We start from the raw sequence: 13,981 nt of genomic DNA on the forward strand, positions 1-13,981 counted from the left end.
TACACAAACACTTTTGATTCCTTTTCTTAAAAGGAGGTGATCCAGCCGCACCTTCCGGTACGACTACCTTGTTACGACTTCACCCCCCTCACGGAACGTACCTTCGGCATGGTCCTCCTTGCGGTTAGACTCACGACTTCGGGTACCCCCCACTCGGATGGTGTGACGGGCGGTGTGTACAAGGCCCGGGAACGTATTCACCGCACCGTGCTGATGTGCGATTACTAGCGATTCCAACTTCAAGGAGTCGGGTTTCAGACTCCTATCCGGACTGAGGCAGGCTTTCTGCGTTTTGCTCCACATCACTGCTTCGCTTCACTCTGTACCTGCCATTGTAGCACGTGTGTAGCCCTGGACATAAGGGCCATGATGACTTGACGTCATCCCCACCTTCCTCCGGTTTGTCACCGGCAGTTCCGCCAGAGTCCTCAGCTTTACCTGCTAGTAACTGGCAGTAGGGGTTGCGCTCGTTGCGGGACTTAACCCAACACCTCACGGCACGAGCTGACGACAGCCATGCAGCACCTGTTCACAGGCGCATTGCTGCGCTTACTTATCTCTAAATAATTCCTGTGTATGTCAAACCCAGGTAAGGTTCCTCGCGTACCATCGAATTAAACCACATGCTCCACCGCTTGTGCGGGCCCCCGTCAATTCCTTTGAGTTTCACCCTTGCGGGCATACTCCCCAGGCGGTACACTTATCGCGTTTGCTTCGGCACCCATTCTCATGAACGGACACCCAGTGTACATAGTTGACTGTGCGGACTACCAGGGTATCTAATCCTGTTTGCTCCCCGCACCTTCGCACCTCAGCGTCAGTCATCTGCTGGCAGCCTGCCTTCGCCATTGGTATTCTTCCAGATATCTACAGATTTCACCCCTACACCTGGAATTCTGGCTGCCCCTCAGCGACTCAAGTTCTGCAGTTTCCAACGCAGTTCCGGGGTTGAGCCCCGGCATTTCACACCAGACTTGCAGAACCGCCTACATGCCCTTTACGCCCAATAATTCCGAACAACGCTCGCAACTTACGTGTTACCGCGGCTGCTGGCACGTAATTAGCCGTTGCTTATTCATGACCTACAGTCACCACAAAGCGTTTCTCTCACTCTGCTTATTCCTCAGTCATAAAAGGATTTTACAACCTTCCGGCCTTCATCATCCACGCGGCGTCGCTCCGTCAGACTTTCGTCCATTGCGGAATATTCTTAGCTGCTGCCTCCCGTAGGAGTCTGGGCCGTATCTCAGTCCCAATGTGCCCGATCACCCTCTTAGGCCGGGTAACTATCGTTGCCTTGGTGGGCCGTTACCTCACCAACTAGCTAATAGTACGCGGGCCGCTCTTCGTGCGAATCAAAAGATCCTTTCCTGCATGTCCTCTGACAACATGCAGCGTATCCGGTATTATCTCCTATTTCTAGGAGCTGTCCCCGTCACAAAGGTACGTCACCCACGCGTTACTCACCAGTCCGCCGCTCTAGGATTAGTGCAAGCACCAATCTTACCGCTCGACTTGCATGCTTAAGACGCGCCGCCAGCGTTCGTTCTGAGCCAGGATCAAACTCTCCATGATTATTTCAATAGCCCGAAGGCTAATGATCTTCATAAACAGTTCAAACCAGCTTTTATCTATTTGCTGAATTGATTTACAATCGAGTTTTAAGAACTAAAACTCGCGGGTATGTTTTTGTTCGTTGATATAAAAAACATAAAAAAATTATTTAGTCAGTTATTTCCTTCCCTGATCTGTCAAAGAACTTTTTGTTTGTTCTGTGTCGCAACTCAGTGTTGCGACGGTGAAAATGAATATATATCTTTCCCTGAAAACTGTCAATAGCTCATCCCGTTTTTTTTTGTGTTTTTTTCACTTTTTTTATATTTTTTTGTAACTTTTTTTCTGCAGTATTCTCACAGTTTTCCGGCTCATATCACCACAAAATGAGCTCCCGCTGAAAAAGTACAGAGACTGCGGTGAGCCTCGTCGCTCCGCTCGTATCTTCTGCCGAACCGGCGGCCTCAGTATCGGCTCAATGCAGTCTCTGCCCTTTTTCCGCTCCGCTCATTTTCTGGCGCATGCACGGAGTTCTGGAAGAGATTTCTGTATGTGAAAGAAAACACAAATATTAACGTGTAGGTGGAGATCTCAATAGATTATATAAATCTAGAATCCCCAGCGGAAAATCGATATAATGGCGGACGCTATGAATTATATTTACAATAATAAAGAAGAAGAAAATAAATTATTGGACCGTTTCTGCAGATATGTAAAAATCTGGTCTGAAAGCGACGGCAAAGCTGCAGATGCCGGAGTGTTCCCATCAACAGAACGTCAATGGGACATCGCAAAAGTTCTTGTAAAAGAACTCCGAAATCTCGGGACACGAAATGTTTACCTTACTGACAACTGCTATGTAGTTGCAAAAATTGATTCAAATATCGTAGAACCAGAAGAGCGCAAAAAATATCCTACCATCCTTTTGATGGCACACATGGATACTGTAGATGATGTTTCCGGCGAAAATGTAAAACCTGTAATCTCTATGCTCTCGGCCTCAGAATCTCCAACAGGTCAGGATGATACAATCGTAAAATCAGATGGAACTACACTTCTTGGAGCTGATGACAAGGCCGGAATTTCTGCCATTATGGCTGCTGTTGAATATCTAATGAATCATTATGAAGATGAAGGTCTTCAGCATGGACCGATTGAAGTAATGTTCTCTCCAGATGAAGAAACAGGACACGGAATGGATAAGGTTCCGCTCAATATCCTTAAGGCAGATTATGCAGTGACTGTTGATGCAGGAGATGAAGGCGAGCTCGAGTCAGAATGTTTTAATGCCTGGAGCGCTACCGTACGCTTTACGGGAAAAACCTGCCATACAGGAAACGGAAAGGCAGATGGCATGATTAACGCCGTAACACTTGCCGGAGAATTTGCAGCTAATCTTCCTCATGATATGGCACCAGAAACAACAGAAGGCTTTGAAGGTTTTATTGCTCCAATGGAGATCAACGGAACTATTGAGAGCTCAAGTGTAGAAATGCTTCTCCGTTCATTTTATACAGATGAAATTGAAAAAGAAAAAGAAATCATCAAGACTGCTGCAGAAAAGGTTATTTCAAAATTCGGCGGTAGTTATGAAGTTGAATTCAAACAGCAATATCTGAATATGAAGGCAAAACTCGATGAACGCCCGGAAATTATGGAACGTCTGGAAAAAGCCTTCGCTGATGCCGGTGTAAAACCAATCAAACAACCAATTCGTGGTGGAACTGACGGTTCTCGCCTTACTGAACTTGGAATTCCAACTCCAAATATCTTTACAGGAGCTCATGAATTTCATTCAAGAAATGAATGGCTTTCTCTAAACCAGTGTGCAAAAGCTGCCGATGTATTAATTAACTTATTAACACAAAAGGTGAAATAATGCACGAATATGTAATTGAGGGTGGATATCCTATTCAGGGAACAGTTACAGCAAGCGGCAACAAAAATGCAGCCTTGCCTTGTATTGCGGCAACTCTTATGACAGATGAGCCGGTTATCCTTCACAATATCCCGGAGATTCAGGACACAAACGTTATGTTTGAAATTCTTAAATCTCTTGGTGCAAAAGTAGAAAAGTTAAGTAAACACAACTGGAAAGTCCAGTGTGATAAAATAAATACAACTGAACTTCCTAGTGACCTTACAAAAAAGGTTCGCGGTTCAATTGTATTTGCAGGACCTCTTCTTGCAAGCAAAGGAAAATGTGAAATGACACCTCCTGGTGGTGATGTAATCGGTCGCCGCCGTGTAGACACTCACTTTCTGGCCCTTAAAGCACTTGGTGCAAACATCCATGTAAACGGACGCTTTGAATTTTCTGCAACAAAACTTGTTGGTGCAGACATCTTCCTTGATGAAGCATCAGTTACTGCAACAGAAAACGCCGTTATGGCTGCTGCCCTTTCTGAAGGTGAAACAATTCTTCAGAACTGTGCGAGCGAACCTCATGTTCAGGACATCTGTAAGATGCTCGTTGCTATGGGTGCTAAAATCACAGGCATTGGTAGTAACATTCTCCGCATCACTGGTGTTAAAAAGCTTCACGGCTGTGAATTTACAATCGGACCTGATTATATTGAAATTGGTTCATACATCGGTATGGCAGCCGCTACAAAAGGAAAAATCACAATTAAGGGTGTACGCGCAGAAGAAATGCGTCCGCTCAAATACAGTTTTGCAAAACTTGGAATTACCTGGAGTATTGATGGCGACGAACTTACAGTTCCAAACACTCAGAATCTTAAGGTAAACGACGACCTTGGAAATGCAATTCCAAAAATTGATGATATGCCTTGGCCTGGATTCCCTGCTGACCTTACATCAATTATGACTGTAACTGCAACTCAGGTTGATGGTACAGTTTTGATTTTTGAAAAGATGTTCGAAAGCCGAATGTTCTTTGTTGATAAGCTGATTTCGATGGGCGCCAAAATTACTTTGTGTGATCCGCACCGCGCTGTTGTCTGCGGACCTAGTATGTTGCATGGTGACCATCTTGTATCTCCTGATATTCGTGCCGGTATGGCAATGGTAATTGCAGCAATGTGTGCACACGGAACAAGCCGGATCAGTAATGTTTATCAGATTGAAAGAGGCTATGAGGATTTAGTTGGTCAGTTGAAAAAACTGGGCGCTCATATAGAAACTGTTGAGATTGAATAAATCGCTTACCGGCTCTCTAAAAATCTAACAAAACAAGACCGCGGCCCAGAAGTTTTTTCAGATTTGAAATAACAGAAGGAGACGCGGTTATTTTATTTAACGCAGCCACACGTACATCTTCAGTCACTTCCGGACGTAATGCAAGAAGAATATCAACATCTATAAACTTTGATGGAGCAGTCTGTTCTTCCATAAGATAAAGCCAGCGATATTCTGAAGCAGATGAATTTGATAATCCGCAAAGCACTGGTGTGCCTCCAAGCCACCAGAGGTTCTGCGCTGTTTTCTCATTAAGGCCAGCCCCCCTCTTACGGTTCTTTTCTTCATATTCTTCAATTTTCTTTTCAATGAAGTCTCTTCCAACGGTTGGCGGTGGAACAGGAAAATCAAACCATTTCTGAACTTTCTTTTCTAATCCATCGCCATGCATCCAGCAGTTGAGGGAGTTTTCCAAAGGAAGTTGAAATTTGTCATATTGATTTTCATCCTTAAAGTGAATATTGTTTCCTGCAAAGAGCCCGCCCTTTTTATCTGATTTTGGCTCTACAGGCTGCAGTTTTTTCTGCTTGCCTTCTTTCCATTCTGTATAAACTGTAGAATTTTTTGTAAGTACAAACTTATGCCAGAAGCAGCTGTCCAGCAAGCCTGCACTGTAAAACTGGCGGAGAGTTTCCATGGAATCAATGATTGTCTGAGCTGTATCATACCAGAAACCAAAAATCATATACGCATGAACAAGTACACCCGCTTCTTTAAGAGCCGCACACGCACTAACGATTGAAGAAATATCAGTTCCTTTATTGATATTTTCAAGTCCACTTTCAGCTGCTACTTCAAGCCCTGCAGAAACACCACCAAGGCCACAGTAACTTAAGAACGCAGCAAGATCTTTTGTAAATGTTTTTTCAAAACGGATATTGCCCCAGAAGTAAAGAGGATTTCCGTGTCTTGCATTTTCCAGAGCGAACTTTTTCAGAGCAACAGGAGGCATGGCTTCATCAACAAAATGAATGCCATAAACATTTTTTTCGCGGGCAGTTTTTAAAAGTCCTTCATAAAGATTTCGAACTTCTACCGGGCGATATGCACAAACATAATCAAGCTGAGTATCACAGAAAGCACAGCGGTGCCAGTAACAGCCATGTGCAAGATAAGCTTTTATCCACGAACCGTCTGTCCAGATTCTATGCATTGCATTTTTATCATCACACATGCGAAGGTATCGTGAAAAATCTATATCTGAATAATCTGGAATAATCTGTGCAGTGATTTCTGTTTCATATTTTTCAAGTTTTTCATCCTGCCAGACAGGTTCAATAACTTTGCCGTTTTGGAAAAGACGGAGTTTGTAGAGAGGATTAGCAATCATCGACTCTGCGGCAGTTTCAACAGACTCAACCACCGTATTATCAAATAAAGCTTTGTAAGAGCCATAACCTCTGTCATAGGAAATTGCGTCGATGTATTTTCCGAGAGAGGCATCGCGTAGTTCACGGAGTTCTGTATTTACAAAGCCGCCGCCGATGCAGATAAAAACCTTCTGCCCATATTGCGATTTCAGAAAGCGGGCTGTATACAAAGCAGGAATAAAAGTTCCGGCAAAAGGAATAGAGATACAGATGAGCGTTTTTGAAAAGATTGCCGGGTCAAGTCCGGCAATGACAGTGGTACCCCATCTTTCCAACACGGGTTTGTAAAAGTGTTCCAGTATCGGAGAATCAAGCCCCTTCTCTACTTCAGCAAAAGTTCGTTCATCAACTGTCAGGGCTTCTGCATATCTGATAAGTGAAAACTCTTTATCAAAAACTGCGGTTATATAATCTGCTAAATCTGCAAGTGCATAGGAACACAAAAAGCGGACATCATCTACAGAAGGTTCGCGGCCGTCCTGTGCAAGTTGTTCAAGGAAGTTTTCCATTCGCTGACCACGGGGAGCAAATGGAGAATACAAAAACTGATGTTCTTTCTCGCGCGCACCGCCACCGCTGAGAACTGCAGTTATAAAATCAATCCATTCAATCCAGTTTTCTTTCTGGCTTATATAACGGCGTATATTAAAAGCAGTGTTATCATCACCATTTTTTTCTGCTTTATCTGCCATTGAAAGTGCAGTTTTTTCAGAAAGAGAAAAAAGCTTTTCCAGACCACTTCGACTGAAAATCTCATAAAACAGCTCTATGCTTAAATCAGCCCACTGTGCATCTTGTCCTTCTTTCTTAAAAAATGAAGTAAGATAAGCCCCAGAAGGATACGGTGCATTCAGCTGTACAAGAGGTGGAATAATGGTGATAACATTCATATCTTCATTATAACATCAAAACTTATTTTATTATAAGTTCTGCAAGAGCTACAAAGCTTGGTAAAAAGAAAATGCACAGAATACTTGTAAACGAAATGATTAAACTTGCATAAGTTTCGTCACGATTAAAGATTACTGCAAAACCTGGAATGGTTGTTGCCGCAGGACACATTGAACAGATTAAAGCAACGAAAAGCAGAATACGGCAGTCCGGAACATTCGGAAAGAGCTTCCATACAATGAAAAGAATGCAAATGTTCAAAACAGCACAGGCAACGTGACGCAAGAGACTTACCTTCACAATTTTGAGTGCGTATTTTTTGCCGTCTGCTGGCTTAAAGTTTGCAAGAAGAATACCTATCAGAATCATACTTACAGCAGTATTCAAATCGCCAATCATTGTAACAGGACGGGCAATAAATTCCGGCAGAGTCCATGGACTGCAGAAAATTGCAACACCAAGAATAACAGCAATTATATTTGGATTTGTAATGATTTTTTTCAGATTGATTGAACCGCTCATAATATAGTAGCCGTAGGTCCAGATCAAAATATTGAAAACTACAAGATAACCCATCAGATAGAAAACACCGATATCTCCAAAAACACCGCGAATCAAAGGAATTCCGATGAAGCCGCAATTTGTAAAACAAACAGAAAGACGGTCTACCTGTTCTTTACTTGAAAAATAACCGAGCAGAATCATAACCCCATGAAGAATCAGGGCAATTACAAAAACAAAACCAAGCTGAGCAAGTTTATCTGCATCAAACTCAAGGTTGAAAGATTTTACAACCATAAAAGGATTGATAAAATACAAAAGAAGCTTACTCAAAAACTTCTGCTGCAATTCTTCAACCTTAAAAATCTTTGCAAAAATAAATCCACTAAGAGCAATCAATGCCATAGTGATCAATTGTTTCATTACTAATAAATACATATTATTTTCCCAGCGCTGCAAAAATTGCTGTAAATAACCCCAAACTTCCTGCCATCATGATAAGACCGGCAAGCAATACTCCAAGAGTTACTGCAATTACTGTATCACGGAAGCGCATATCTAAAAGACTTGCTGCAAGAGTTCCCGTCCAGGCTCCTGTTCCCGGCAGAGGAATGCCTACAAAAAGAAGAAGAGCAATAAAGATTCCCCGGCCTGCTTTTGCCTGCATTTTTTCACCAGCGGCTGTACCTTTTACAAGGAAGAAACGACATATTCCACCGATAATTTTTTTATTCTGTCCCCATTCCAGAAATTTACGTGCAAAAAGATAGATAATTGGAACAGGAATCATATTTCCAACGATACAAACTATATAAGAAGGAATAATAGGAAGCTGCATTGCCTGCGAAACCGGAATGGCACCACGCAACTCAATTAACGGCACCATAGAAATCAAAAAAATCCAGATATAATTCTTAAACATACGCAGATTATAATAAAATCTAACCGTCTTGAAAATATCCTGCTTTTAATATATGATGATATTCACTTGCCGGGATGGCGGAACTGGTAGACGCCCAGGACTTAAAATCCTGTGCTGAGCAATCAGCGTGCCGGTTCGACCCCGGTTCCCGGCAGGAAGGCCTCCTTGGAAACAGGGAGGCTTTTTTTATGGAGAAAAAAATGACACCACACGTTTATCCGCGCCAGTGCGCATTCAAATCAGTTGAAGACATTAAAGGAAAAAAGGTTACCATTATGGGCCTTGGTCTCAACGGCGGCGGCGAAGCTGCGGTGCGTTTCTTCTTGAAAAAAGGTGCCTATGTAACTGTTACTGACATGAAAACCGAAAAGCAGCTCAAGGCTACAATTGATAAACTGAGCTCCGATGAAAGCCTTGATCTCAGCCGCCTTACCTACCGTCTCGGTGAACACAAAATAGAAGACTTTGAAAATGCAGACTGTGTTATTAAAAATCCTGGTGTTAAATTCGAAGGCAATAAATATCTTGCAGCAGCACGCGCAATTGAAACAGACCTCAGTATTTTCCTTCGTTTTACAGACTGCCCTATTATTGCCGTTACAGGAAGCAAAGGTAAATCTTCTACAGTAAGTGCAATTTATTATGGTTTGTCACAGGCTGGCTACACAACCTTCCTTGGCGGTAACATCACAGTTAGTCCGCTCACATTCTTTGATGAAGTAAATAATGACACTCCAGTAGTTATAGAATTCTCAAGCTGGCAGCTCGCTGACCTCCGCGGTCGTGGAGTACTCCGTCCTCATATCGCAGTCATCACAAAGATTGTTCCGGATCATCAGAACTGGTATGGCGACATGGAATCTTATGTTGCAGATAAGCGCCTTATTTATGCAGATCAGACAAAGGGTGATTATTCTATTTTTGATTCTGATGACTGGGGAGACCGTTTTGCGAATGAAACAAAGGCAACTGTTCTCCGCTATGGTTCAAAAGCAACCTGGTCTATTGAGCTTGGAGAACTTTTAGTTCCTGGTGTTCACATGAAAACAAACGCTCAGAATGCAGCAACAGTTATGCACCTTATGGGAATTCCAGATGAACGAATCAAAGAGATTTTACAGCGCTGGCCAGGAATCGATCATCGCCTTCAGTATTTCCACAGCTGGAAAAATGATGCAGGCACAACTGTAAAGTTTTACAATGATTCCTGTGCAACAGTTCCTGAGGCAGCCGCTGCTGCAACACAGGCATTTGGAAAACCTGTAATTCTTATGACTGGTGGTACAGAAAAAGGACTCGAACTTACTCCGCTAATCAAAACTCTTACCGCGCCTGACGCAGATACAATTAAGGTAAAAGATATTTATCTTCTTGCAGGAACTGCAACTGATAAGCTTGTTCCGGAACTGGATAAGGCAGGAATAAAATATCACGGACCGTATAACGGACTGGAACCGCTGCTGAAAGAATATAAAGAAAACGCCGGGGAAGATGTATTTGTCTTCTCCCCTGGCGCTACATCATTCGGAATGTTCAGCAACGAATTTGACCGCGGCAACAAATATATGGCCGCAGTCAAAGAAATCTTTTAAACCTTAAACAGATCTACCTGTTCACCAATCTGCTGAATTGAGTTCTTAACCTGAATAGAAATCTCACTGAGGGTCGTTCCGGTTTCATTAATCTTTCGGGCCCCCACAGCCATCTCATCCATACTGGTGTTCATCAAATCTGTAGATTCCTTAAGAATAGTCATATCCTTTACAATCTGTTCGTTTCTTCCAGACATTTCCTGCGAAGAATTACGAACTTCACTTGTTGAAGAATTCAAATGACGAAGAGCATCAAGAATCTGCTTAGAACCTTCATTCTGTTCTTCCATTGCAGCCTGAATCTGAATGACAAGTTCATCTGTTTCCTTAATGCGGTTTGATACTTCAGTAAGGGCTGTACTTGCTTCATTTGAAGAGCCTACAACTTCAATAATAGAATTCATAATCTTATTAAGCTGTTCACCAATCTTCTTTGACTGTTCAGAAGAGGTTTCTGAAAGTTTACGGATTTCATCTGCAACGACAGCAAAGCCCTTACCTGCTTCACCAGCATGAGCCGCCTCAATCGCCGCATTCATAGCAAGAAGGTTTGTCTGTTCTGCAATATCAGAAATAGCAGTATTTGCTTCCTGAAGCATTTCTGACTGACCTTCAATCTGGCGGATACGCTCGTTTACATCTTCCTGTTTAGAGAATCCGATTTCAGCATTGTCTTCAAGAGACTTAAATGAAGATGACATCTTTTCAACAGACTTGTTTACAGAATTGATATTTCCTATCATCTCTTCTACTGCAGCAGAAGCCTGAGTTACACTGGAAGACTGATCTTCAATAAGTGCATCAAGATCAATAATAGCATTTGAAATATGCTGAACAGAATCGCTTGTTTCACGAACACTCTTATCCTGATTTACAATCTGAGTATGAATACTGTCTATATTTGCAATAATTTCTGTAATTGAACTTGCTGTATCTTCTGTACCGGCATCAAGATTTTCACCACTGGTTCCCAAATCTGCTTTTGATTCCTTAAGATTTTTTACAATATCCTGAAGTTTATCCAGGAACTCATCAAAATTGATAATCATTGCTCCAATTTCATCACGGACATAAAGAGAACAGCGTTTTGTCAAATCTGCATCACCAGTCTTAAGTCCTTCAAGGAATACAGTTACGTTTTTAATTCGCTTCATAATCCAGCGAACAAAGAAGTAACCGATTGTCGCAAGAACAAGGAACAAAAGTATTGCAACAGGAATTACCATAGAAAGTGTACTGTTTCTTACAGAATCAATAACCTTCATTGACTTTGCAACAAAGACCATACCGGCAATTGTTTCATCGTCATTATATAATGGAGCGTAAACTGTATAATATTCTGTGTGAGCAATTATATTTTTTCCTACATATTTTTCACCATTATAAAGAACCTGCTGCACAATTTCCTCATTATCCAAATCAAGATCAATCAGATGAAAACCAAGTGTAGTTGCCATATATTTTTTACCATAAAATATTGAACACTCAACTGTATGAAAATCATGTACAATACTTACATAACCATCAGTTCCCATTGTTGCTATATCATAAGCAATCAGCAGACTACCCAGAGTAACTCCATTTTTTATAACCGGCGTTGCAACTACAATTCCAAATTTCAATGTTCCAAGCTGAGTATAACAATAAGTCTTTCTTCCCCTTATTGCTGTTGCCACTATAGGAAGATCAAGAGTTTGTCCCGCAGTAATCTCCCAGCCCGCAGTAATTTTTCCATTTGTATCAGTTATTGCCAGAAGATCGACATTACAAATTTCACCTTTTTCTTTTAGATAAGCATTTGCATCATCTGTATATGAACCATCAAGATAACCTTTAATATGGTCTGTCGAAGCAAGCATATCGGCATAACAACTGAGAGTATCAAGCCAGTCATCAAGAATCCACTGCACACCACCAGTTGTATCTTCAAGTTCTTCAACTGTCTTTGACATAAGACCACGGTCAAAAGTAGCCAGAGAAACTGCTCCAGAAACAAATACACCAATGATACTTGCACCGACAATCATTGCAATAAGTTTAAATTTTAATGAAATATTCTTCTTCGGATTTGGGTCAAACCTATCTAACTCTTTTGCCATATATGCTCTCCTATAAGTCAAATCAGCAAAAAACAATTTTTAGATAATAATTCTATAAGCTACTATATTATTAAATTATCTATTAGGTTTGAGAAAAATGCAAATTTTATTTGAAGTTCAGGGCTGAGACTACTGCAGCAATACCGGCACGACCAACGTTGGAACTCTTTCCGACACCCCATACCTGTTCGCCGTTATCCTTTGTAATCTGAACATAAGCCATAGCCTGGGTATCTGAACCAAGACCAATAGAGTGCTCGTGGAAGCTTGTGATATTAAAAGCTGGAGCCGGAGTCTGCTTCATGGCACTTACAAAGGCATCAAGAGGTCCGTTTCCATTTGCAGCAATTGCATAGCGTGTTCCTTCCCATTCAACAGTAGCCATACCGGCAACCTGCTCAGGAAGATCTGAACCTCTTTCACCTTCTATATGGCGCTCTGTAATTTCGAGAACGTTAAGAGGAGATTTTGTATAAAGCCAGGCTTCAGCAAAAATATCATAAACCTCGTCCGGACTAAGTTCGCGCTGAAGTTCGTCTGCACGAGCTTTGATAACCGAACCAATAACCGGATGCATTGCTTTTGGTGCTGCAATACCAAACATAGTTTCGAGAATATATGCTGCACCACCCTTTCCACTCTGACTGTTGATGCGGATAATGCCATTGTATTCACGACCAATATCATGAGGGTCAATGGAAAGATAAGGAACATCCCATAACAGGCTTGAAGTTCCTTCCATGCGTGCATTGATTGCCTTTCTGATTGCATCCTGATGAGAACCGCTGAATGCAGTAAATACAAGTTCGCCAGCATAAGGAGAACGCGGATGCATTGTCATTCCTGTTAATCTTGTGAACTCGGAAGAAATAAAATCGAGATCAGAAAAATCAAGTTCAGGATCTACGCCCTGGGTATACATATTAAGTGCAACGGTTACTATATCCAGATTTCCGGTGCGCTCGCCGTTTCCAAAAAGACAGCCCTCAACGCGCTCTGCTCCGGCGAGAAGTCCAAGCTCACACTGAGCAATTCCCTCGCCGCGATCATTATGATTATGAAGGGAAATTATACAGTTTTCACGACCAGGGAAATTCCGGCAGAAATATTCAATCTGATCTGCAAACTGATTTGGAAGATTACATTCAACAGTAGCAGGAAGATTCAAAATCATCTTATTATCCGGTGTAGCACCCCAGGCTTTTAAAACAGCGCCACAGATTTCCATTGCAAAATCAGTTTCTGTCTGAGTAAAGTTTTCCGGAGAATATTCAAAACGGAAGTTTGTTGGTGTACGGCCTTCGGCTTCAGCTTCTTTTGTAACAGCAGATATGTATTTTTTTACACACTTTACACCGCTTACAGCTAAATCAATAAGTTCTTCTTTTGATTTTCCAAAATTGTATTTTCGCTGAGAAGGAGAAGTTGCATTATAGATATGGAAGATTACATTTTTAGCACCATCAATAGCTTCAAAGGTTCGCGCAATCAGATGTTCACGAGCCTGACACAAAACCTGAATGCAGACATCATCCGGAATAAGTTTCTTTTCAATAAGACGGCGGACAAATTCAAACTCAGTATCAGACGCAGAAGGGAAACCAACTTCAATCTCCTTAAAACCAATCTTAACAAGCAGATTAAAAAATTCGATTTTCTGCTCAATTCCCATTGGATTTATAAGAGCCTGATTTCCATCGCGTAAATCTACTGAGCACCAGACAGGGGCTTTAGTAATTGTGTTTGAAGGCCATTTTCTGTCTTTTAATGGGACAGAAATAAAGGGCTTATATTTTCCACCTGGATTCATATCCGCAACTCCATTCATAATTTACAAAAAAAAACATTTCC

General features: G+C 41.7%; 8 protein-coding genes, 1 tRNA gene and 1 rRNA gene. 4 read left to right on the plus strand and 6 right to left on the minus strand.

Annotated features, from left to right (window positions below):
* Nucleotides 1-29: 29 nt before the first annotated feature.
* Nucleotides 30-1,575: ribosomal RNA gene (locus AABJ44_RS12575) — 16S ribosomal RNA — on the minus strand.
* Nucleotides 1,576-2,203: 628 nt separating this feature from the next.
* Between AABJ44_RS12575 and pepT the strand changes: the two genes are divergently transcribed.
* Both pepT and murA read left to right on the plus strand, forming a co-directional pair.
* Nucleotides 2,204-3,433: a peptidase T gene (gene pepT, locus AABJ44_RS12580; RefSeq protein ID WP_338369399.1), complete on the plus strand. Its 1,230-nt coding sequence runs from the start codon at nt 2,204-2,206 to the stop codon at nt 3,431-3,433.
* Complete coding sequence (gene murA / locus AABJ44_RS12585) at nt 3,433-4,716, plus strand: UDP-N-acetylglucosamine 1-carboxyvinyltransferase (RefSeq protein ID WP_338369401.1); 1,284 nt, start codon at nt 3,433-3,435, stop codon at nt 4,714-4,716. Before pepT ends, murA begins: the two co-directional genes overlap by 1 nt.
* Nucleotides 4,717-4,732: 16 nt before the next feature.
* Here the strand turns inward: murA and AABJ44_RS12590 are convergent, their stop codons facing one another.
* Genes AABJ44_RS12590 through AABJ44_RS12600 form a run of 3 tightly spaced genes read right to left on the minus strand, consistent with a single transcriptional unit; the run spans nt 4,733 to nt 8,439 of the window.
* Entirely contained in the window at nt 4,733-7,015 is a 2,283-nt protein-coding gene (locus AABJ44_RS12590) for a radical SAM protein (RefSeq protein WP_338369402.1), read from the minus strand.
* Between the two features lie 22 nt (nt 7,016-7,037).
* Nucleotides 7,038-7,940: an AEC family transporter gene (locus AABJ44_RS12595; RefSeq protein WP_338369404.1), complete on the minus strand. Its 903-nt coding sequence runs from the start codon at nt 7,938-7,940 to the stop codon at nt 7,038-7,040.
* Nucleotides 7,941-7,956: 16 nt separating this feature from the next.
* The gene (locus AABJ44_RS12600; protein ID WP_338369405.1) at nt 7,957-8,439 is read right to left on the minus strand and encodes a COG2426 family protein; all 483 of its coding nucleotides are present in this window, start codon (nt 8,437-8,439) and stop codon (nt 7,957-7,959) included.
* A 68-nt stretch (nt 8,440-8,507) separates the two neighbouring features.
* Here AABJ44_RS12600 and AABJ44_RS12605 point away from each other — a divergent pair.
* Both AABJ44_RS12605 and murD read left to right on the plus strand, forming a co-directional pair.
* Nucleotides 8,508-8,593: transfer RNA gene (locus tag AABJ44_RS12605), tRNA-Leu, on the plus strand.
* A 34-nt stretch (nt 8,594-8,627) separates the two neighbouring features.
* Nucleotides 8,628-10,031, plus strand: coding sequence for a UDP-N-acetylmuramoyl-L-alanine--D-glutamate ligase (murD, locus tag AABJ44_RS12610; protein ID WP_338369407.1), 1,404 nt, complete (start codon nt 8,628-8,630; stop codon nt 10,029-10,031).
* Here murD and AABJ44_RS12615 read toward each other — a convergent pair.
* Both AABJ44_RS12615 and leuA read right to left on the minus strand, forming a co-directional pair.
* Nucleotides 10,028-12,130, minus strand: coding sequence for a methyl-accepting chemotaxis protein (locus tag AABJ44_RS12615; protein WP_338369408.1), 2,103 nt, complete (start codon nt 12,128-12,130; stop codon nt 10,028-10,030). The two genes, murD and AABJ44_RS12615, sit on opposite strands and share 4 nt — an antisense overlap.
* Nucleotides 12,131-12,236: 106 nt before the next feature.
* On the minus strand, nt 12,237-13,940 hold the full coding sequence (leuA, locus tag AABJ44_RS12620) for a 2-isopropylmalate synthase (RefSeq protein ID WP_338369410.1): 1,704 nt from the start codon (nt 13,938-13,940) through the stop codon (nt 12,237-12,239).
* Nucleotides 13,941-13,981: the final 41 nt, after the last annotated feature.

Source organism: Treponema bryantii, from assembly GCF_036492245.1.
Taxonomy (GTDB): Bacteria; Spirochaetota; Spirochaetia; order Treponematales; family Treponemataceae; genus Treponema_D; species Treponema_D bryantii_C.